The following is a 20,020-nucleotide window of genomic DNA, read 5'->3' as shown; positions in this document are numbered from 1 at the left end:
CGTCAGCAATCGCGACCACGGCACGAGCTTCTCCATCTCTTCCAGGAAACGCTGGCGCCGAGTCATGCGCTTCTTGCCCGTGCTTTCCGCTTCCGCAAAGCTCATTTGCCGTTTCATCGTCGTGGACCCGTTCCGTGAACTATCTTCTACAACGTCCTCGGCTGCGTCAGCGATGACCACAGAGCCGGATAAATCAGTGTTTCCCTAAGCTGGTCAGGAGTATGAACCGTACCGGAAATCATGGAGGCTGGTTGGCTTAAGTTAATAGCGGTTCACCGGTAATCTGTTTTCGTTGTCGATAGAAGTTTGCCTTAGCCTCGGCGGGCGGAATATAGCCGAGTGGTTCCATCAGCCGATGGTTATTGAACTAGGCCACCCATTCCAGCGTAGCCAATTCGACGGACTCACACGTTTTCCAGGCGGTGCGGCGGTGATTCAGTTCAGCTTTGTACAGACCGTTGATCGTTTCCGCCAGCGCGTTGTCGTAACTGTCGCACCGGTTGCCTACCGACGGCTTGATGCCAGCCTCGGCCAATCGCTCGCTATAGCGAATGCTGACGTAATGGGCCCCGAGATCAGAGTGACGGATAAGAGATCCATCGTCACCGGACCGACGGACGTAAAGCGCCTGCTCAAGTGCGTCCAGAACGAAGTTCGCGGTCATCGAGGTACTGACACCTGCGATCGTGGCGTCGTCCGGCAACGGCTGCACTGAATCCAGCCAACTACGTGCGTCCGCCTCGCGGCGCACGGACGTCAGTTTCTTGCGACCCATCAAACCGCGCGCGCTACGTCGAGATCGGAGTCGCCTTGCCGCATGCGGACAAGGACTTGGCGGTACTCAAACAATTCGAACTTCCTGTTGGTCATGGACGCTCCGTTCAAAAAGAACGGAGCGTACCGACTCGGAAAGTTCGAACCGCGTCCTCGCCTCAATGCTACTGGCGCTTATATGCCGCCCCTCAGGTGGCTCCTTTATGCCGACCCCGCATTGGCTCAATAGCACCGCCCTGTGACAGCTTGGCGAACAACGAGGATAACGACGCTGGCGAGGGCGATGCTGGTGACAGATCTAAAACTGTTTTAACTCATGCGGTCTCTAGGGCTGATACGGCCGCGAGCGCATTCTCCAGTGCAAGTTGGCGATCCGCTTCACCAATTGCGGTACCTTCTGCGCGGATGATCTCCAAATGCGTGATCCCAAGGAAACTGAAGAAGCTTTGCAGGTGACTCTCCTGATGGTCCATCGATGCCATTGGAGAAGGCGCACTATAAACGCCCCCACGTGAAGAGGCGACAATGATGCGTTTCCCGCCGCACAGGCCCAGCGGACCGGCCTCACTGTAGCGGAAGGTCTTGCCGGCAACGGTTAGCCAGTCCAGCCAAGCTTTCAATTGACTGGGTACCCCGAGGTTGTGCATCGGAGCCCCAATTACGACGACCTCGGCGGATAGGAATTCATCAAGCATTTCGCTGTCGCCGGCAGGGGCACTGGACAGGTGTCTAACTGGCTCCGCAGCCAAATCGCGATACGTCACGACTGCGCTCGGATTTGCTTCTCGCAGGCGGTGGGTAATGGCAGCGGTCAATTTGCGAGTGACCGAATTCTGACCGGTGATGCTGGAATCGACATGCAGAAGGTTCATAGTGAATCCTGTATGTAAAGAAAGATTGATCGTCCCGACATGTTAGAGTCCAGTAGGAATTGCGCAAGGAGGTACTTTTATGAGCGATACGAACACGGATGTTCGTGGCCACGAACACGCGGGATGTGCCTCAGTCGTTGATGTCCTTGCCCGCATTGGCGACAAATGGACAGTTATGGTAGTAGGCACGTTGTGCGAAGGTCCGCTGCGATACAACGAGTTGCAGCGGCAGGTGGGCGGTATTTCGCAACGCATGCTGACGCTGACCCTCAAGGGTCTGGAGCGAGATGGGTTAGTTAGCCGGACTATGTACCCAACCATTCCGCCGCGTGTCGATTATGATCTGACGGATCTCGGCCGCAGCTTGATGGGGCCGTTGCGGGCGCTATACCAGTGGGCGTTGGAGCACCAAGATGAGATGGCTATGGCACGCCATACTTTTGAGCAAAAGTCGACGGGACGGGATGTGACACATGGCGTGCTGTATGTACGAAAGTAACCTTGACTATTACAAGGTGAGTGGTTGCTTCTATGACATGTAAGCTCTTGGGTTCCGGCCGTCGCGCACATAGCGCCGCTGCCATTCAATCTTGGTCCTGCCGTTACCCGGAGTGAGCACTGGTACTGTTGTATCGACGGCATGCGGCTTCGTGGCCGCAATGACGTGCCGGCCCGGGCGTCGACCAGCGGCCGTCGTAGGTCTGCGCCATGGCCCACCGATTGTCCCCTTAGCGAGCGATCGAGAACAACACTATCGGGAGCATTGATCACCGACTGGCGATAAAGCGGCTGGTGGTCCACAAACTTCGAAATCAGCGCCAGTAAGCCCGGACCAGCCAGTCCATACTCAACCGGGCGGATCGGAGCAGCAGCTCGCGCGATGTTGTCGCAACGCATACACGCCAGTTTCGAGCACACATGGCACGCTTACGGATGGAGCTGGCCAGCGCCTTTTTGCAGCGTGAGCAATTCTCGAGAATTTAGGGCAGATTCAAACACTGTCGATAATTCGAGCGACTTCGCATGTACCCGTGTGGAGAATGCGCTTTAGCCCGTCATGGAACGTGGTCGCAACTCTCGAGGAGTGCATCCAAATCTTGCTCGGAAAGCTCTACTGAAATGCGCGGCATCGTTGAAGCCCCACGAAAAAGCAATCTCGCTGATGCTGCGCCCGACAAGGCCCGGGTCGCGGATATCCCGATAGGCGGCGTCAAGACGTTGTGTCCAGATCCAGTCTCCCAATGAGCATGTCTCGGTGCCCCACGTACGATGCAGAGTACTAGGCGACACTTTCAGTTCAGCTGCGATTGACGAAATTGTGAGGCCAGGCTCCCGAAGCCTGTCGCGTACGCAGGACCTGATGCGCTCCAGGTTAAATAGACGGAGCTGCGACATGGGTGCCTGTTTGGCCGCAGGAAGGGTCGACAGTCCTGCGATAAGAATTTGTCTGACGCTGTCGGCGATCGCACCCGCAGATTCGGGAGCGAGCGTATCGATGCTGCCGGCTAACGTATGAATCATATTTAGCATCAGGTGCCCAGCACCGCGCTCGCCGCTCACGGTGTTGGCAGTTAATTGTTCCGCACACGGAAATTCTGTCCGCAGCAAGCGCCCCGGGAGCATAAGCACGTACTGTTGGAAGTCGCCATCGAAAGCCAACGTATACGGGCGAGTGCTGTCATACATTGTGAAATCACCCGGCATGAGAGACGCCTCGCGTCCATCCTGCACTACAACTCCATTCCCTCGCGTCTGAATGCTTATCAGGAAATAGTCCTCACCTGATTGTGCAATCTTGGAAGGTGTTCGATGGACCCTCTGCGCACTCGACGTCACTTTCGTCAGACAAAGGGTGGCCAACTGAGCAACGGCAATGCTGCCCTCAATAGTGCTTTGCCTATCCGCTATCTCGCACTCAAGTTGCACGTAAGCGTCGCAGACAATGTCAGACCAATACGCTAGGCGACGGCTGGGATCGACCTGTGTCGTGGAATGTACGCTAAACATATCTGTACCTATCACAAATTGAGTACGCCAAGCAAACCTGGATAGTCTTCCGTCGAGGGTGACCGATTCAGTCAAGAGATGCGAGACGCAGGGTCAAGCCGTAACAAAATCGTCTTCTTACTATGAGACCTCACAACATGCTACTGAGGTTTCAAATGAACGTCACGCATCCAAAATTTCGTGTTGCAGCCATCCAGGCGGCGCCCGTGTTTCTTGATCTCGAAGGGTCTATCGAGAAGGCGATCATGCTGATTGCCGAGGCTGCTTCCAATGGTGCAAAGCTGGTTGCCTTCGGAGAAGCTTGGCTGCCCGGATACCCGTGGTTCATCTGGCTGGATTCCCCGGCGTGGGGTATGCAGTTCGTTCAGCGTTACCACGACAATTCTCTGGTCTACGGCTCGCCGCAAGCGGACCGGATTGTGCAGGCCGCAAAAAAGCACTCAATCACCGTCGTAATGGGGCACAGCGAGAAGCAGGGCGGCAGCCTCTATCTAGGTCAGTGGATTATCGACGCTGAGGGACAGACCGTTGCGCAACGCCGGAAACTCAAGCCGACACACGTTGAGCGCACAGTATTTGGTGAGGGGGATGGCACGGACTTGGCTGTCTGGCAAACATCTTTGGGCCGCGTCGGGGCCTTGTGCTGCTGGGAGCACCTCCAGCCGTTGTCGAAATATGCGATGTATGCGCAAGACGAGCAATTGCACATCGCCGCATGGCCGAGTTTCTCGGCATATCGAGGAATAGCCAATGCGCTGCAGGCCGATGTGAACATGGCGGCGTCACAAGTCTATGCGGTTGAAGGTCAATGCTTTGTTATTGCCCCGACTTCGCTTGTAAGCGAAGAAATGATCGACATGCTGTGCGGCGAAGATCCTGTCAAGCGTAGTTTGCTTGAACAAGGTGGAGGATCTGCGTCAATCTTCGGTCCGGACGGCACACTGCTGCATGACCGACTTCCTGAAAAGGAAGAGGGCATTGTTTATGCCGAGATCGATCTTGGCGTGATTTCTTTGGCAAAGGCGGCCGCAGATCCGGCCGGCCACTATGCGCGTCCGGACGTAACGCGGTTGCTTCTGGACCGTACGCCAGGACGTCGCGTCGTGTATACGCAGCGCGTGTTTCCGGAAGCCTCGGTTCGTGAGTGTGGCGATCAGCCGGAACATACTTCTGAAGTTGTTACGCCTACTCGTGCAGCGGACTGAACATCTGCAGTACACGTGGTTGCGAAAGTTGTCATAAATATGGATCGGTGAAGGCCTCAATGAAAGTTAATCGAAAATATCTGTTTATCGCGCTCGCAATGCTGATATTCGGAACAGCACCGTCCGCGCATGCTCAGCATGAGCACAGTGGTGGAGAAAATCTCGGGAAGGTAAATTTCGCTGTAGCGTGCAACTCTGAAGCACAGGGTGACTTCAATGTTGCGATGGCTTATTACTACTCGTTCGATTGGAGTAAGATCAACTCGGCGACGAACCGCGTTCTGCAGGATGACCAAAAATGTGGAATGGCATATTGGTTGAAAGCATTGTCGTCGCTTAACAATCCTTTTGCTTGGCCGAGTAGTCTTCCGGCATCTGCTGTCGGCGAAGGATCTGCAGCTCTTGATGCCGCGCGAAAGACGGGGCTTGGCTCTCAGCGTGAGCGTGACTATGTTGATGCGCTTTCGGTATATTTCAAAGATGCAGATAAAATTGATCACCGAACGAGGGCGGTGGCGTTAGAGTCTGCGTTTGGAAGGTTGGCAGAGAAATATCCGAATGATTCGGAAGCTTCTGTTTTGTATGCACTTATTTTGTCTGCGAATTCAGATCCGGCGGATAAAAAATATGTTAGGCAACTAAAGGCGGTATCGATTCTCGAGCCAATATTTCAAAAACAACCGAATCACCCAGGAACCGCCCATTTTCTAATTCATAGCTATGACTATCCATTTCTTGCAAAGCGTGGATTGGATGTTGCCAGACTTTACGCAAAAATCGCACCGAGTGCACCACATGCACTTCATATGCCATCGCACATTTTCTCGAGACTTGGTCTTTGGAAGGAATCGATCGCGTCGAATCGCGCAGCCTACGCGGCCGCGAGAGAGGGGACGCTTCAGGCATTCCACTTCTCAGATTTTATGGTTTACGCATATCTTCAGTTAGGTGATGTCAATGCTGCTCGTCAGATAATGGATCAGGCGCGAGCTAGAAAGGTGCTCGACGACCTGGGGGCGTCCTACCCATACGCTGCAATGCCTGCCCGCATCGCGATCGAGACTGATTCGTGGAAGGATGCTGCAAACCTGGAGCTTTCTCCGCCGGCTGATTCCTATCCCTGGAAGAAATACCCGCAATCAGAAGCGGTTAATGCCTTTGCCCGAGGAGTTGGCGCGGCGATGAGCGGGGATCCGGAAAAGGCGCATTTTGAATCAGCGCGACTTATCTCGCTTCGTGATGTGGCATTGGCGATGAAGATGAGTTACTGGGCGGAACAGATTGATATTGAGGCGCAAATTGTACGTGGTCTCGCGGTCTTTGCTGATGGAAAACACGATGATGGAATCATGGTGTTGAGAGACGCGGCCGAGCGGGAAGATGCAACAGAGAAAAGTGCCGTCACTGCTGGCCCGGTTGTGACAGCTCGCGAGATGCTCGCAACGATGCTGCTTCAAACCGGGCATGCTGATGAAGCGTTAATGAACTTTAAGAGAGTTCTTGAAGTCGATCCGAATCGTCACCGCTCTCTTGTCGGAGCGATACAGAGTGCTGAGAAGGCTGGCGATACGAAGGCAGCAACGACGTACTCAAAACAGTTGGAAGATTCGATCAGGTAACTATAAATATCATGCGTTGATCTCATGTGAAGAGTGGGGCGGCTGTGCGTGACCAGTTCATCGGTCACGCAAATGAAATACCTGTGGTCAGATAAAAAATAAAACTACTATCTGAATATTTATTGATTTGGATTTTTCTGGGTGACGCGAGGGTTCGCGGTAGATTCTGCTTTGCAATTTATTTTAGAGATTTATTTAAATAACAAAAAATTTATGTGGCGCATCACTCGGCGCCGATTATTACACTGTGAACAGGGTTGGAGGTAAAATGAAGTCACGAAACATCGCATCTGGCGTGATGCTGGCTTGTGTCGCCGGAGCAATCCCGATTGGTGCGAACGCTCAGGGGAGTGTTACGCTGTCCGGTACTATTGACACTGGATTTCTTTATACGAATAACAATGGTGGCCACGCGAGTTGGTCAACGATGAATGGGGCTCTTACACCAAGCCGCTGGATCTTGTCAGGTGTTGAAGATATAGGGGGCGGAAATCGGACGGTATTTCGTCTGATACATCCGTTCAGCGTTCAGAACGGTCGCGATCCGGGACGTGGGTTTAATGTTGCCTACGTTGGTCTGAGTAACGATCGATTCGGTACTTTGACGCTAGGGCGACAGTATGACACCACAATCGACTTCGTTTCTGGATTCGCGACTAATGGGACGTGGGCCCATATCGGCGACTCAGATAATACAAATGGGTCGTTCAAAACGAGCAATGCTGCCAAATATGTGAGTCCGACGTGGTACGGATTGACTCTCGGCACTACGTACGGATTCAGTAATCAGGGGGGGGGATCTGGACCTTCGTCGGGATTCGCGAACAATCGGGCAATTGCATTTGGCGCTACGTACAGCCATGGGCCATTTTCCTCAGCATTAGGCTTCATTCAACTCAATCATCCGGACTCCCAGCCAGGAGGTGCTGTGGGAACTTCCGGAGGTGGTACAGCCGACGATTATGTGAGTATGTTCACAAAAAGCGTAACTAGCGGCGCGAACGTCGAGCGTGAGCGGATTTGGCTCGCCGGCGCTTCATATCAGATCGGACCAGTCACGCTCAATGGTCTGTATTCGAAAGTTCAGTATCGCTATCTCGACGGGACCGGGCTTTCGCTCGACAACTATGAGGCTAATGTCGCGTGGCAAGTAACGCCGGCTTGGATCGCGCAGGTGGCATATATCCGTACGAATGGCGCATATTCAGGTGTGACTTCAGCGACTCCCGATCCTGGCTGGGATCAGTTGAATGTCGGAGCACAGTATCTGCTGTCTAAGCGTACGTTGATTTATCTCATTGCGATCGGTCAACAAGGTAGGAACGCGAAGGCCCAGATTCTCAACACTGGGCAATCTAGCACTCGTCGGCAACTAGTCGTGGCGCTGGGTATTCAGCATCGATTCTGATCAAAGTTCGGTGACTGAACAAGGATGTCGAATTGGGTCAACGCTGGCGTCGGATTGGATAGAAATCAGAATTGAAGTTGACCGACGTTTTCGACAGTCTGGGTGTGTTTGGCTATGGGGAAGTAACTTGAAAAAAGCAGTTCGATATCTGGCGCTCGCAGGGATTTGTCCGCTCACGGCATTCCTTGCGTCAAGTGCCTTAGGAAGCCGGGTCGACTCGTCTCCGTTCGGTGCCGCGGGTGATGCAAGAGCGTCGGCTCTTGTCTCAAAAATGACACTCGACGAAAAGATTCAACTTGTTCATGGTATTGGGATACCGAATCTGGGTATGGGCGGACCATTCCCGGTATGGGCGAAAGGTGCCGGTTATATTCCCGGTATCCCGCGGCTTGGCATTCCGTCGATCGCAAGTGCTGACGCGGCCGCTGGCGTTAGTGTGAAAGGATCAGGGGCAACTGCGCTGCCAGCACCCATAGCATTAGCTGCGACGTGGGACGAAGCAGTTGCGGCAGCCTACGGTGCCAGGATCGCGAAGGAACTTCGGGCACTCGGGTATGCAGAAGCGCTCAATGGCGGTATCAATCTTGCACGCGAACCGCGTAGCGGCAGAACGTTCGAATACATGGGGGAAGATCCCGTCCTCGCGGGAACGATGGGCGCGGCGATGACGAGAGGGGTTCAGTCTCAGAAGGTTATCGCTACGATCAAGCATTTCGCGTTGAACGGCCAGGAAACGAACCGGATGAAGAGCAACTCCATTGGTGACGAACGTACGATGCGCGAGACAGAACTGCTTGCGTTCGAAATTGCGGTGAAGGAGGGACACCCAGGAAACGTAATGTGTTCATACAATCTCGTAAATGGCATTTATGCTTGCGAGAATCCGTACTTGCTCAATACGGTTCTAAAGAACGAGTGGGGTTTCAAAGGCGTCGTTCAATCAGATTGGGGGGCGACACATAGCACCGTTGATGCTGCCAATGCCGGACTTGACGAGGAGCAGCCTGGGGAGGTGGGTGTAGACGTAGAGAAGAAGGTTCCTATCTTCGTATCGCGTTTCAGTTCAAAACTGAAGGAGGCGGTTTCTTCCGGAACGGTACCGACATCCCGTCTAGACGACATGGTTCGACGAAAGTTGGCTGTGCTAATCGGTACTGGCGTGATGGACGATCCCCCGAAGCCGAACGGCAAAGTAGACACCGCTGCCGGAAACGCCGACGCGCTATCGTTTGCACGGCAATCACTTGTGCTGTTGAAAAATGCGGTACCTTCCAGTGCTCGGCAGCCGGTACTTCCACTGAATTCTCGCGAATTATCATCTATCGTTGTCATTGGCGGACGTGCTGATTCGGGTGTTCTCTCCGGCGGCGGTTCTGCCAATGTTCCAGCGTCGAATGGCAACGCGGTCGCGAATTGCCAGTATTACGTAAACACGCCTATGGGGGGATGTGCGATCTGGTATAAGTCGCCGCCCCTTGACGCAATCAAGGCGAAGGTACCAAACGCGAAAGTTACCTACTACGACGGAATTGATGCGATGTCTGCCGCCGACGCGGCTGCGCGTGCTGATGTGGCGATCGTATTTGCAACACAGTGGGAAGCTGAGGCGCGGGATCTCAGAAGTCTTGCATTGCCCGACAGCAAGTCGACTCCGATCAGCGCTGAGTATGATCAGAACGCTCTTATCACCGCTGTCGCTGCGAAGGCCAAACGAGTGATTGTGGTTCTGCAAAACGGAAGTCCGGTGTTGATGCCATGGCTCCCCAACGTACATGGTGTCTTGGAAGCCTGGTTCCCTGGCGTACAGGGCGGGCAAGCGATCGCAGATGTGATATTTGGCGATGTAAACCCGTCGGGAAAATTGCCGATAACGTTCCCGCAGCAAGACTCGGATCTCCCCCAAAAGGCAGTTAGTCGTACCGAGTTGGACGTAAAATATCGCGAAGACCTGTTAATGGGATACCGATGGTATGACGCCAATGATATCAAGCCACTTTTCCCGTTCGGATTCGGACTTTCATACACGAATTTTTCTTATTCAAAACTCAAAATTCGAGCCGATGTATCGAATAATGTCACTGTGAAATTCACATTGAAGAACACAGGTGCACGTGCGGGTGCGGAAGTGGCGCAGGTCTACGCGCAGTTGCCTTCGGGGTTGGGGGAACCACCGCAGCGACTGGTTGGATGGGCGAAAGTATTCCTAGCGCCGGGGCAGACGAAGGAAATTACCTTGGCGATTCCAGTCGCACGTTTTGCCACGTGGAATGTCGACGATCACGCATGGCGGGTCAACCCAGGCATCTACAAGCTCAATGTGGGAGGGGGGTCTCGAGATGCGTCTGCGTTGACAAAAGATGTTGAATTAAGCGCGGGGCAGCCCTGAAAAGGAGCATGCCTCAAACGAAGTTGCCAGAAATTGACGCCCGTCGATTTCACGTGAATGGTGACTTGTGGAAATTTTATTGAGTTGAGCGGTGAACTTTCCTGTACTGTATATATTAAATATAGTGTGAGTTCACCACTCTGATTATTCGGCGACGTTGTTGGAAGCGTCTAACATACTGATTGCTGCCCGAATGTTGAGTGGAGTGGGAGATTAATTGGCTGAAATGGCAGTGATTTGCGTCGTGACTATTCTGGGAGGCACGTTGCCGACCAATAGTTGAGCGCGCCTAGCAGTGGGCTGAGATCTTCTCGCAAACGCCCCTAATGGGCACGCTCGCCCCATTCTTCGATGGGGGCAGGGCGAGTCGGCCGATGATTCACGAAAAGGTATGGGATCTCAATGCCCTGTCTGGAGTGGTAGGTCGATCGAGTTGCCTACGATTATTGCGCGGGAAGTAGGCGCGTTGTCAAAATTATGATTGGAAATGGTTTTGGTGGACGTAGGATGTGGCCGCTGAGAAGGCATCGGAGAAGCTGAGATTGATATCCAGATAATGGAGCGTTGGATAATTTTATCGATTATTTTGTAATCTACAAGTATCTATTAATTTTTTAGGATGATTTGTGAATAAAATTGAACGAATCGTGATTTTCGTTTCAGTCGCGATGTTTTCACTTGGCGCGTACGCGCAAGGTCAAGCAGCTGAATCGGCAAAAGAGGTCGGTGCCGTGTCCACAGTAGTCGCGTCATCGTCGCACGCGTCGAAGAAGATCTTGCGCGCAGCGAACCGACAGTTCTCTAAGAAAGTGCGTCAGGAGATCTTTAAGACAAAGGGACTGGCGGGTACTGAAATCGTTGTGTTTGGTATTGCTGCGACGGGTCAGGTTACACTCGCCGGTTTCATTGATGATCAACAGCAGGAGAATCAGGCAATGATGGCGGCGGAAAAGGTGCCGGGAGTCAAGTCGGTGACGAGCAAGCTGATGGTGCGCGAAAATGTGCATTGATCCGCAAGCAATGGAATCAACCTCAGAGCTATTCTGCATCCGACCGCCTAAGGAGAGACAACATGACCCGCACCGCTTCCCTCGTACTTCTTTCCACCGTACTGCTGGCAGCTTGTACGACAGCGTCAGTTACTTCTGAACCTGCCACTAGCATGAACGGCGTTCTAGTCGGCCCGAACCGTATGACGCTCTACGTCTTCGACAAAGACTCGGCTGGTTCGGGCAAGAGCATGTGCAATGGCCTGTGTTCCAAGAACTGGCCGCCGCTGATCGTGTCCACTAGTGATGCGCCATTTGGTCCCTGGAGTGTGATCGTCCGCGACGATGGTGGCAAGCAATGGGCTTATATGGGACGTCCGCTGTACTACTGGGCAAAGGACGCCAGGCCCGGTGATATGACAGGAGACGGCCTTCTCAACAACGCCTGGCATTCGGCAAGACCTTAATTGATCATCGGGCACGCGAACTTCTATATTCGGCGCTCGCATTGCTATTTGTGTGCTCCGGGTCGAATTGGCGGATCCAACAGACCGCGGCGGTGGCACGATGTCATTGCGAGTACGCTATCGTCATATTTGAAGGACGACACGATGCCACCCATGACTACGCTGTGCTTCCCAAGAGGACAATGACAAGAAGCGAGTGGGCAGTGTTCACGCGTATGTCGAACGGAGGCGGGCAGCCAACTCGTCTGGCCGAGCGAGTTTAAGCGGTGGTCGGGAGAGGCGCGCAGCGATGCTGCAGTTACGCGTCGATGTCGCTGACTTGTGTGGCGGCAAGCTTGTCAAGACGTCCTTCCGATGGGCCCCTGGATCGAGTCCGTTCAGTTGCGTCGAACTGTTCAAACTCATGATGGTGGCCGCGCGCTGACCCACACGCGGCTATCCTGCGAACAGCCAATTTTTGCGATTATGCCAACGTTGGCATATGCGCCGAAACTACCTGTTCGCCGGCGCGTACTCAGGTGGTGAATGGGAAATACCGCTCGCCTCGCGAGTTCAGGCGGGCTGCGGTGCCGTCAATCTAACGGCGTCCGCGTGTCCTGAGTTAATGGGACAACTCCACTGCACGCTGGCAATGATACACATGCACTGCATGCCTTCCGATCGTTGGCGAAACCGGAAACTCACAACGTCAAGACTGAATGGGCTCCACGCTCACAGGTGACCAATGCGGGTCGCGCCGCCGCGAAACTTGACCAATTCGGTTGACCTTCCCACGGTGGGAAGGTTTAGTGTGTTTCGACGCTGCGTCCGCTGTCCACTGCATATAGGTCCTGCTTATGAGAAATTCCGAATCACGCCTCGCAATCTCAGCCGTGCTCATCACGCTCTGTTTCATGGGCGGAGTCGCCGAAGTTGCCTCGGCGGCCGGTATGGCTTCTCTCCTTTTTCCCGAGCTTGCCGCGCTGTCCTATGACGTATTCGTTCGGCCGCATGGCACTTGGGCCCGCGCCCCCTTGATGCTTACGCTCACTCCGGCGGTGACTGCCATGCTGGGTGTGTTTGTCAGCCGTCATTTGCCGTATTCTGCGGCATCGATTGCGATTTGCATCGTGGGAGCGATCGCAATCCTGAGGGTTATGCGCTCGCCCGTTGCACCTGCAATCTCGTCCTGCATTCTCGCGCTGTCGCTCGGCGAGAGAAGCTGGTGGTATCCGATCTCGATCCTGATCGGCACTGGGATGCTCGCCGTGCTGGCTGCAGTCTATCGGATCGTCTTCGACACCGCAGCATCACATTTGGCGCCGAGCGTCGACGATCAGCTCAAAAACGAACTTGAAGCATTACCCGACCAATTTGTGTGGGCACCGTTCTTCGCACTATTCCTCAGCACAACATACCTTCTTTCAACAGCGACCGGAATGAAGATGTTGCTCTTCCCGCCGCTCGTCGTCATCGCCTTCGAAATGTTCGCGCATGCGAACGTCTGTCCATGGGCGCAGCGGCCCGCATTGTTGCCGGCGGTGTGTACGCTCGCAGCGGTAGTCGGCGTCGCAGCGCTGGCGATTTTTGGTCCGGGCGTCATCTCGACGTTGCTGGCTACACTATTCGGCATTGTAATGCTACGTATGACCCGCCTCCATGCAATCCCCGCACTTGCCGTAGGGCTCCTACCGCAAGTCATGCCTCAAGTCGACTGGCGTTTCCCGCTTGCTGTCGGCATGGGCAGTGCGCTATTGACAATGAGTTTCCTACTCTTCAAGAAGGCGTCAACACTCGGACGCAGCGTCGCGCAATGAACGGCGTTTCCCGATGAAGTAGCCGTATTATTTCCCCGCATCGAGCATAGTCACTCGAGATACACGGGTTCGTTTAAGCGCGACTGGAGCGTTAGAAACTTTGAGGAAAAGGCCGCCGGATGCCCGATATTCGCGAAGCGTTACCCAGCGACTTAGGGCAGCGTGGTCGTCGCGATGTTGGAACTGATTTGGCCATAGTACTGGAAAACAGTTTGATAATGCTCGGGAGTGGTAGAGCACATCCGAGACGCACAGTGCTTTAATGTGCAGGGTCGTAGCCAGATCAAGCTTGCCGCCGCTTTGACAAGGCGGCTTTTCGGTCCATCGTATTCCGTCAAGAATCTCGCAGGCTGCGCTCAATTCTAGCGACGATAGTACCCAGATAAAAGCATTGTGGAGCGCCAGGCAGAATCGAATCTCGCGGCAGTTCATTGGCCAACTTGCAAGCCGTGTGTCGCAGTGGCAACTTGTGGTTGCGAAGAGGTTGGAAGAAATAATCGGAATATACGGGATGAGTATTAAAATTGCGTAGACAATAATTTTTGGTGCAATGCAATTATAAGAGATTGCTTGGACTTTAGATGGGCTTTCCAAGCGGAGCGACATCCTCGATCAATCCCCCATTTTCACTTACGCGACGGTGGTCCCGCGCGTGTTTGGGTTCTGATTGGTGGAATTGGGGGGCAGCGCGAAGCAAACCGTATACTACACGTTGCGGCATGGTCCAGCTAACAGATAGAGATCGGTCGCCGGAGACTTGACCAAAAATGGTCAACGTTCGCGTTGCACACTCATCCCGCTTTGTCTACTTTTGAGCCAGTCAAGCAGTGATCGTGCAGCATTTGCATCGCATGGCCAAACATTGGATGATTTTACCCGGCAACGCATAGGATAGAGATTGTGCGCGCGTCAATTCGCGACTTCGAGCCTGCCGCCCGAGTATCGATCGAGCACACAATTAGCTTCCGGCGCGATGCCCGGCAGTGATCCGCGCGAACGATCGGATCGACGCGGATGTTGTCGCATTCTTGCGGTGTATTACGGCCCCCTCGACCTGCGGCGCAGGCAGTGATCGCAGGCAAGCCGAGTCGATGAATCATATAAATGATGGAGACACTGATGCAGGAAGTCTGTGAGCCGCTCACGTCCGGCGAACCCACTCAGTCCGCGGCGGCTCAGCCCCTTCAGGCGCGCCGGTCGATGCGGTTCATCGCAATGATCGCGACTCTCGGTGGCCTGCTGTTCGGCTATGACACTGGGGTCATCAATGGCGCGCTGGCGTACATGACCCAGGATCTCGGGCTCACGCCGCTGACCGAGGGGCTCGTGACCAGTTCTCTGCTGCTCGGCGCCGTGATCGGCTCGGTGGCTTCGGGCCTGGTAGCGGACCGCTACGGGCGCCGGATGAGCATCATGATCCTGGCGGTCCTGTTCCTTGGGGGCGCGTTGTCATGTACTTTCGCCCCGACCGTTTCGATGCTGATTGCCGCGCGATTCGTGCTGGGCATCGCGGTGGGGGGGGCATCGATCTGCGTACCGACCTACCTGGCCGAACTGGCGCCCGTGCATCTTCGTGGGCAGATCATCACGCAAAACGAGCTGATGATCGTCTCCGGCCAAATGATCGCATTCATCGTCAATGCGACGATGGGCAGCCTGTGGGGTAGCGACCATGGCATCTGGCGCTGGATGCTGGCCGTCGCGACGTTGCCGGCGGTCGGGCTGTGGTTCGGCATGCTGGTGATGCCGGAAAGCCCGCGCTGGCTGGCCTCGAAGGGCAAACTGCACGCAGCTTGGAAAGTATTGCAGCAGGTGCGCGACTTCCAGTCAGCTCAGCAGGAGTTCGATTCGATTCGCAACGCCGAGCACCGCCACGCCCATCCGGCCCTTCGCACCGGGCCGGGCTTGTCGGCGCCCTGGGTCCGCCATGTCTTCTGGGTCGGGATCGGGATTGCCATCGTCATGCAGGCGACCGGAGTAAATTCGATCATGTTCTACGGTACGCAGATCCTGACGAATTCCGGCTTTGGACGGGAGACGGCACTGATCGGCAATGTGGCGAACGGGGTGATCTCGGTCGTGGCGACCTTGGTCGGCATCCAGGTGCTCGGCAAGATCGGTCGCCGACCGATGTTCCTGCTCGGCCTGAGCGGTACGACGCTATCCTTGCTGATGATCGGCTTGTTCTCCCAGTTCCTGCCGGTATCGTTCCTGCGTGCGTGCCTGATTCTGGTCGCCATGGCGTGTTTCCTCGGCTTCATGCAGGCGCTGATCGCACCGGTATGCTGGGTGTTGCTGGCCGAACTGTTTCCGCTGCATATTCGCGGCTTCGCAGTGGGCGTAGCCGGTTGCGTGCTGTGGATGGTCAATTTCGTGCTCGGGCTGAGCTTCCCGTCGCTGGTCGCCTATGTCGGCATTTCAAGCACGTTCTTCGTATTCTTTGTCATCGGCATGGTGTCGATTGCGTTCATCTGGCGCAACCTGCCCGAAACGAGGGGGCGCAGCCTCGAGGAGATCGAGGCGCATTTCCGCAGCCTGTACGGCGGCGCGGAGCAGGCACGATGAGCGAGGATCCTGTCGTGCCCCCGGCTGGCACGAGGCGTAAGCGCGATGCACGGTTTGTCGAAATAGCGGCCGAGGCGGGCGTCAGCGAGGCCACGGTCAATCGCGTCCTCAACGAACGGGGCAGTGTTTCGGAGTCGGCGCGCGAGCGCGTAATCGCGGCGGCGCGCCGGCTGGGCGTGCGCCGCGTGCTGCCGGACAGCCGGCATGGCCTGATTCATATCGACGTGCTGCTTTCGCACGGCGACACGCCGTTTTTCCGCCGCCTGAATGCGGCGCTGCAACGTTCGGCCCAGATCCTCGACAAGCGCATCGTCCTGCATCGGCTGATTCTTCCCGAGTCGGACCGGGCGGTGGTCGACGCGATCAGCAACTGCCGGTACCGCCGCGCCGGGATGATCATCACGACGCGTGACACGGCGCCGGTGCGCGCGGCGCTGAGCGAGGCGATCGATCGAGGCGAAACGGTCGTCACCTTGATGACCGATATCAGCGAGATTTCGCGTGCCCACTTCGCCGGGATCGACAACGTGGGCGCTGGCCGCACCGCAGGCTACTTCATCGGGCGGCTCGCCAAGCGGGCCGGGCGTGTGCTCAAGCTTTGCGGAAGCCGCAGTTTTGGCGCGCACCGCGACCGGATCGCCGGTTTTCGCGTGGCGCTCGAGGGGGCCGAAACCGAGCTCGAGTATCAGGGCGTCGAGATCGAGACGCTCGACAACGCCGATGCGTGTTATCGCGCGGTGTTGCCTGCGCTGAAGCAGGGCGATTTGGTCGGCATCTACAACAGCGGTTATGGTTCGGCGGGCATCGCCGCGGCGCTCAGGGAATTCGACGTGGCCGGCAAGGTGGTGTGGATCGGTCACGAGATGCTGGACGAGCACCGCGCCTATATCGACGAAGGCACGATGGATATCGTGATCGACCAGAATCCCGACGCGCAGGTGATTTCCGCGTTGCAGCACCTGCTGTACGGTTGCGGGGTGCTTGAGACCACGCCACCGATCGGGCCAGTCGAGTTCGGCGTTTTCTGCGCAGCGAACGTTCGACGCAGCCCCTATCTTTCCCCCGACGATTGAATGGCGGCGGCAAGTGGGCATGGATCTGCGCGCGGCCGAATCGCTTTGCCTGTCACTGCCGGCCGTTGTCAGTGAAGCATTCCAGCCGGCCCCTTGCGGGGCCGGCGCTACTTCCTGGGCGACTATTTCGCCAGCATCCATTCATGCGCCGGATCGTTGCGGAAGTGCCAGACGCGCTTCGGTCCCGCCATCACGTTGAGGTAGTAGCTGCGATAGCCGTGCGGCGCGACCACCGGATGATAGCCTCGCGGCACCATCACCACGTCGTGGTTCTCGACCGCATAGGCTTCGTCGATGTCGCGCGAATCGGTATAGACGCGCTGGAACGCGAACCCCTGCTCGGGGTCGAGCCGATGGTAGTAGGTCTCTTCCAGCACGCTTTCGACCGGGATTGCGTCGACGTCGTGCTTATGCGGTGGATAGCTGGACGCGTGCCCGGCCGGCGTCACCACCTCGACCACCAGCAGCCCTTCCGCTGGTTCCGTTTGCGGAAGGATATCGCAGACGTAGCGAGTATTGGTGCCGCTGCCGCGCACCGATCGCGCGATCGACGCGGGCTCGATCAGGCGGGCTTCGTATCGGCCGGTCGCTGGCGCCGTGCAGAGCGCGATTTCGGCTGCGTCGACGGCATCGATCGACACGCTGCGGCCCGGCGGCACGTAGGCCGCATGGGGCGAGCGGTCCTCGAACACACTGCGTCGTCCGCCGACGTCGCGCCAGACCCGATCGCCGGTCGTGATCGTCACGGTGCCGGTCAGCACCACGATGCAGAGTTCGTCGTTGACGGTGTCGATCGCGAGTCGCTCGCCGGCGGCGAGCCGCTTGGCGGCGAAGCCGACGTGGCGCCAGCCGGCGCTGGCCGGCGTGACGGTGACGATATCGCGTCCGCTTGCGCGTCCCTTGATCAGCAGTTTGCTCATGCTGCCTCCTGTTGCGGGCGAGCCTGGCGCCAGATGCGAATCAGGGTCTCGAACGACGCGCGCACGCGGCGGATCAGTTCGCCGTCGTCGATCTCGCCGTCAAACCACGCACGGCTCGATTCGTAAAAGATCGAGCGGCCGACCGTGAAACCGCGGCAGGTTCGGCTGGCGGCAGCATCGATTAAGCCTTGCGCAAGCGTTTCAAGCGGAGCGTTCAGGCCGAGCAGTACGACGCCGCGGCAATACGGGTCACGCGCCTCGATCAGTGCGTCGATGCGGCGCCAGGTCTCGGTCGGCATCGATTCGAGCTTCCACCAGTCGGGCTGGATGCCCAAGTCGTAGAGGCGTTCCAGCGCGCGCACCACGGCGTCCGGCGATGCGGGGCGATCCTTGGGCGGGATCACTTCAAGCAGCAGTTCGTGGCCGCTGACTGATACCGCCTGCTGGAGCGCCTGCAGTTGCGCTTCCTGTTCGAGTCGATGCTCGAGAGCATCGTCGGGATGATATTGAACGAGGCACTTCACGATATGCTCGCGCGGCCAGGAAATGAGCGCTGATCCTGTCGACCGTCCGTGTTCGAAGCGCAGCGGGTTCGAGCCCGGCAGTTCGACGGGTCGGCCGATCCACCAGTTGCGGCCGGTGGCGGTATTGAGTGCATCCTGTCCGAAGCGATCGTCGATCAGCACGGCCATCTTGCCTTGGCCGCCGATTTGGGCCTCGGTCTCGGCGACGGCTTCGACGAAGAGCTGCTTGAGCGTGCCGATCCGCTTTTCATCAGCACCGGCTTGCCGCGCCAGTTCCGCGAGCTGGTCGCGGTGGTCGAACGCAAAGCCGAGCACCTCGTCCCACGACTTGCGGTTTGGGCTGACACGATGCAGGCGGTTCAGCGCGGGATCACGGTCGGGGCGGCTCATGCGGGCCGAATTCGTGAGGAAATAGTCAAGCTCGGCCGGCGTCGGCATGGCCGGCGCGCACGCATGGCGCGAGACCACCAGCGCGCCGCAAGCGTTGGCGTACGCGCAGCAGGTGGTTTCGTCCGCGCCGGTCAGCCAGCCTTTGAGAAAGCCGGAGATGAAGGCGTCGCCGGCGCCGAGCACGTTTAGCACCTCGACCTGCACGCCGGCGTGCAGGCGGCCGTCGTCGATGCTCGCCGGAATCGCGCCGTCGAGTATCGTGCATCCGAGCGGACCGCGCTTGACCACAAGGGTGGCGGGCGTCGCCTCGCGAACGACACGCAGTGCAGCCATCAGGTCGTCATGGCCGCCGGCGATGCGGAACTCCTCTTCGGTGCCGACGATCAGGTCGAACATCGGCAGGATGCCGCCCAGGTGGTGGCTGACGCTGCCGTCCGCGATGAAGCGCGTTTCGCCGTCCGCCTTGCCGGTGAGGCCCCACAGCACGGGCCGGTAGTCGATGTCGAGCACCGTTCGCACGTCGTGACGTCGTGCGTATTCGAGCGCCTTCATGCTGGCGCGATGTACGCGCTCGGTCGAGAAATGCGTACCAGTGATCAGCAGCGCCCGGCTCGACGCGATGAACGACTCGTCGATGTCCTGCTCGTCGATCGCCATGTCGGCGCAATTCTCGCGATAGAACACCAGCGGAAACGTGTCTCGATCCTTGAGACCGAGCAGGACCAGCGCGGTCAGGCGTTCGGGGTCGAGGCGGACTTGGCTGACGTCGCAGCCTTCCTGCTTGAGCGCGTCGAGGAGAAAGCGGCCCATGTGGTCGTTGCCGACCCGCGAAAGCATCGCCGATTTCAGCCCGAGCCGGGCCGTGCCGAAGGCGATGTTGGCGGACGAACCGCCGAGGTAGCGGGCGAAGCTGGTGACGTCCTCGAGGCGGGCGCCGACCTGTTGGCCGTAGAGATCGACGGCGAGCCGTCCCAGGCAGATCAGGTCGAACTGGCGTTCGGACATGAGCGTCGGTGTATGCACGA

At 56.9% G+C, this 20,020-nt stretch carries 14 protein-coding genes and 5 pseudogenes; 10 read left to right on the top strand and 9 right to left on the bottom strand.

The features are described from left to right. The 4 genes and pseudogenes from HWX22_RS29740 to HWX22_RS29725 all read right to left on the bottom strand — a co-directional run. Positions 1-117, bottom strand: a pseudogene (locus tag HWX22_RS29740) (IS5/IS1182 family transposase); the annotation flags it as partial. Between the two features lie 139 nt (positions 118-256). Further along, positions 257-676 (bottom strand): annotated as a pseudogene (locus tag HWX22_RS29735) (integrase core domain-containing protein); the annotation flags it as partial. Then, positions 674-870 (bottom strand): annotated as a pseudogene (locus tag HWX22_RS29730) (IS21 family transposase); the annotation flags it as partial. The pseudogenes HWX22_RS29735 and HWX22_RS29730, both read right to left, overlap by 3 nt. A 218-nt stretch (positions 871-1,088) precedes the next feature. Then, positions 1,089-1,646 (bottom strand): NAD(P)H-dependent oxidoreductase, encoded by a 558-nt coding sequence (locus HWX22_RS29725; RefSeq protein ID WP_043179549.1) that lies wholly within the window; start codon positions 1,644-1,646, stop codon positions 1,089-1,091. Positions 1,647-1,725: 79 nt separating this feature from the next. On the opposite strand from HWX22_RS29725, the gene HWX22_RS29720 reads away from it, so the two are divergent. Next, on the top strand, positions 1,726-2,145 hold the full coding sequence (locus tag HWX22_RS29720) for a helix-turn-helix domain-containing protein (RefSeq protein WP_043179548.1): 420 nt from the start codon (positions 1,726-1,728) through the stop codon (positions 2,143-2,145). A gap of 90 nt (positions 2,146-2,235) precedes the next feature. Here the strand turns inward: HWX22_RS29720 and HWX22_RS32100 are convergent. Further along, a pseudogene (locus HWX22_RS32100) lies at positions 2,236-2,567 on the bottom strand (transposase); the annotation flags it as partial. A gap of 126 nt (positions 2,568-2,693) precedes the next feature. Continuing rightward, positions 2,694-3,653, bottom strand: a complete 960-nt coding sequence (locus HWX22_RS29715; RefSeq protein WP_080741455.1) for a helix-turn-helix domain-containing protein — start codon at positions 3,651-3,653, stop codon at positions 2,694-2,696. A gap of 155 nt (positions 3,654-3,808) precedes the next feature. On the opposite strand from HWX22_RS29715, the gene HWX22_RS29710 reads away from it, so the two are divergent. The 6 genes from HWX22_RS29710 to HWX22_RS29685 all read left to right on the top strand — a co-directional run bounded on the left by HWX22_RS29710 (position 3,809) and on the right by HWX22_RS29685 (position 11,727). After that, on the top strand, positions 3,809-4,858 hold the full coding sequence (locus tag HWX22_RS29710; RefSeq protein WP_175865894.1) for a carbon-nitrogen hydrolase family protein: 1,050 nt from the start codon (positions 3,809-3,811) through the stop codon (positions 4,856-4,858). A gap of 59 nt (positions 4,859-4,917) precedes the next feature. After that, positions 4,918-6,477, top strand: a complete 1,560-nt coding sequence (locus HWX22_RS29705) for a hypothetical protein (protein WP_175916922.1) — start codon at positions 4,918-4,920, stop codon at positions 6,475-6,477. Between the two features lie 268 nt (positions 6,478-6,745). Then, positions 6,746-7,885, top strand: a complete 1,140-nt coding sequence (locus HWX22_RS29700; RefSeq protein ID WP_175825363.1) for a porin — start codon at positions 6,746-6,748, stop codon at positions 7,883-7,885. A gap of 127 nt (positions 7,886-8,012) precedes the next feature. Then, positions 8,013-10,271 carry a glycoside hydrolase family 3 C-terminal domain-containing protein gene (locus HWX22_RS29695; RefSeq protein WP_175865896.1) on the top strand — a complete coding sequence of 753 codons (2,259 nt, stop codon included), beginning with the start codon at positions 8,013-8,015 and terminating at the stop codon, positions 10,269-10,271. Positions 10,272-10,897: 626 nt separating this feature from the next. Continuing rightward, positions 10,898-11,281, top strand: coding sequence for a BON domain-containing protein (locus HWX22_RS29690; RefSeq protein WP_043179546.1), 384 nt, complete (start codon positions 10,898-10,900; stop codon positions 11,279-11,281). 62 nt (positions 11,282-11,343) lie between these two features. Then, on the top strand, positions 11,344-11,727 hold the full coding sequence (locus HWX22_RS29685) for a hypothetical protein (RefSeq protein WP_080741452.1): 384 nt from the start codon (positions 11,344-11,346) through the stop codon (positions 11,725-11,727). Positions 11,728-12,025: 298 nt separating this feature from the next. Here HWX22_RS29685 and HWX22_RS29680 read toward each other — a convergent pair. Then, positions 12,026-12,189, bottom strand: a pseudogene (locus tag HWX22_RS29680) (IS66 family transposase); the annotation flags it as partial. 410 nt (positions 12,190-12,599) lie between these two features. Here HWX22_RS29680 and HWX22_RS29675 point away from each other — a divergent pair. The 3 genes from HWX22_RS29675 (at position 12,600) to HWX22_RS29665 (ending at position 17,161) form a co-directional block, all read left to right on the top strand. Further along, positions 12,600-13,523: an HPP family protein gene (locus HWX22_RS29675; RefSeq protein ID WP_175863189.1), complete on the top strand. Its 924-nt coding sequence runs from the start codon at positions 12,600-12,602 to the stop codon at positions 13,521-13,523. 1,104 nt (positions 13,524-14,627) lie between these two features. Continuing rightward, positions 14,628-16,088: a sugar porter family MFS transporter gene (locus HWX22_RS29670; protein WP_244115730.1), complete on the top strand. Its 1,461-nt coding sequence runs from the start codon at positions 14,628-14,630 to the stop codon at positions 16,086-16,088. After that, positions 16,085-17,161: a LacI family DNA-binding transcriptional regulator gene (locus HWX22_RS29665; protein WP_175863188.1), complete on the top strand. Its 1,077-nt coding sequence runs from the start codon at positions 16,085-16,087 to the stop codon at positions 17,159-17,161. The genes HWX22_RS29670 and HWX22_RS29665 overlap by 4 nt, the downstream gene beginning before the upstream one ends. Positions 17,162-17,283: 122 nt before the next feature. Here the strand turns inward: HWX22_RS29665 and iolB are convergent, their stop codons facing one another. After that, entirely contained in the window at positions 17,284-18,081 is a 798-nt protein-coding gene (iolB, locus tag HWX22_RS29660; RefSeq protein WP_043179537.1) for a 5-deoxy-glucuronate isomerase, read from the bottom strand. Beyond that, positions 18,078-20,000 carry a 5-dehydro-2-deoxygluconokinase gene (gene iolC, locus HWX22_RS29655; protein WP_175911452.1) on the bottom strand — a complete coding sequence of 641 codons (1,923 nt, stop codon included), beginning with the start codon at positions 19,998-20,000 and terminating at the stop codon, positions 18,078-18,080. Before iolC ends, iolB begins: the two co-directional genes overlap by 4 nt. Positions 20,001-20,020 lie beyond the last annotated feature (20 nt).

It is taken from the genome of Burkholderia sp. BCC1638 (assembly GCF_902833195.1).
Lineage (GTDB): Bacteria > Pseudomonadota > Gammaproteobacteria > Burkholderiales > Burkholderiaceae > Burkholderia > Burkholderia diffusa.
The sequence above is the reverse complement of the archived record's forward strand: the minus strand, read 5'-3'. Positions and strand labels throughout refer to the sequence as shown.

What these genes read in the sequence shown, in the direction of transcription:
- HWX22_RS29725 (WP_043179549.1), bottom strand. Translation starts at nt 1,646, where the DNA reads ATGAACCTTCTGCATGTCGATTCCAGCATCACCGGTCAGAATTCGGTC.
- HWX22_RS29720 (WP_043179548.1), top strand. Translation starts at nt 1,726, where the DNA reads ATGAGCGATACGAACACGGATGTTCGTGGCCACGAACACGCGGGATGT.
- HWX22_RS29715 (WP_080741455.1), bottom strand. Translation starts at nt 3,653, where the DNA reads ATGTTTAGCGTACATTCCACGACACAGGTCGATCCCAGCCGTCGCCTA.
- HWX22_RS29710 (WP_175865894.1), top strand. Translation starts at nt 3,809, where the DNA reads ATGAACGTCACGCATCCAAAATTTCGTGTTGCAGCCATCCAGGCGGCG.
- HWX22_RS29705 (WP_175916922.1), top strand. Translation starts at nt 4,918, where the DNA reads ATGAAAGTTAATCGAAAATATCTGTTTATCGCGCTCGCAATGCTGATA.
- HWX22_RS29700 (WP_175825363.1), top strand. Translation starts at nt 6,746, where the DNA reads ATGAAGTCACGAAACATCGCATCTGGCGTGATGCTGGCTTGTGTCGCC.
- HWX22_RS29685 (WP_080741452.1), top strand. Translation starts at nt 11,344, where the DNA reads ATGACCCGCACCGCTTCCCTCGTACTTCTTTCCACCGTACTGCTGGCA.
- HWX22_RS29670 (WP_244115730.1), top strand. Translation starts at nt 14,628, where the DNA reads ATGATGGAGACACTGATGCAGGAAGTCTGTGAGCCGCTCACGTCCGGC.
- HWX22_RS29665 (WP_175863188.1), top strand. Translation starts at nt 16,085, where the DNA reads ATGAGCGAGGATCCTGTCGTGCCCCCGGCTGGCACGAGGCGTAAGCGC.
- iolB (WP_043179537.1), bottom strand. Translation starts at nt 18,081, where the DNA reads ATGAGCAAACTGCTGATCAAGGGACGCGCAAGCGGACGCGATATCGTC.
- iolC (WP_175911452.1), bottom strand. Translation starts at nt 20,000, where the DNA reads ATGTCCGAACGCCAGTTCGACCTGATCTGCCTGGGACGGCTCGCCGTC.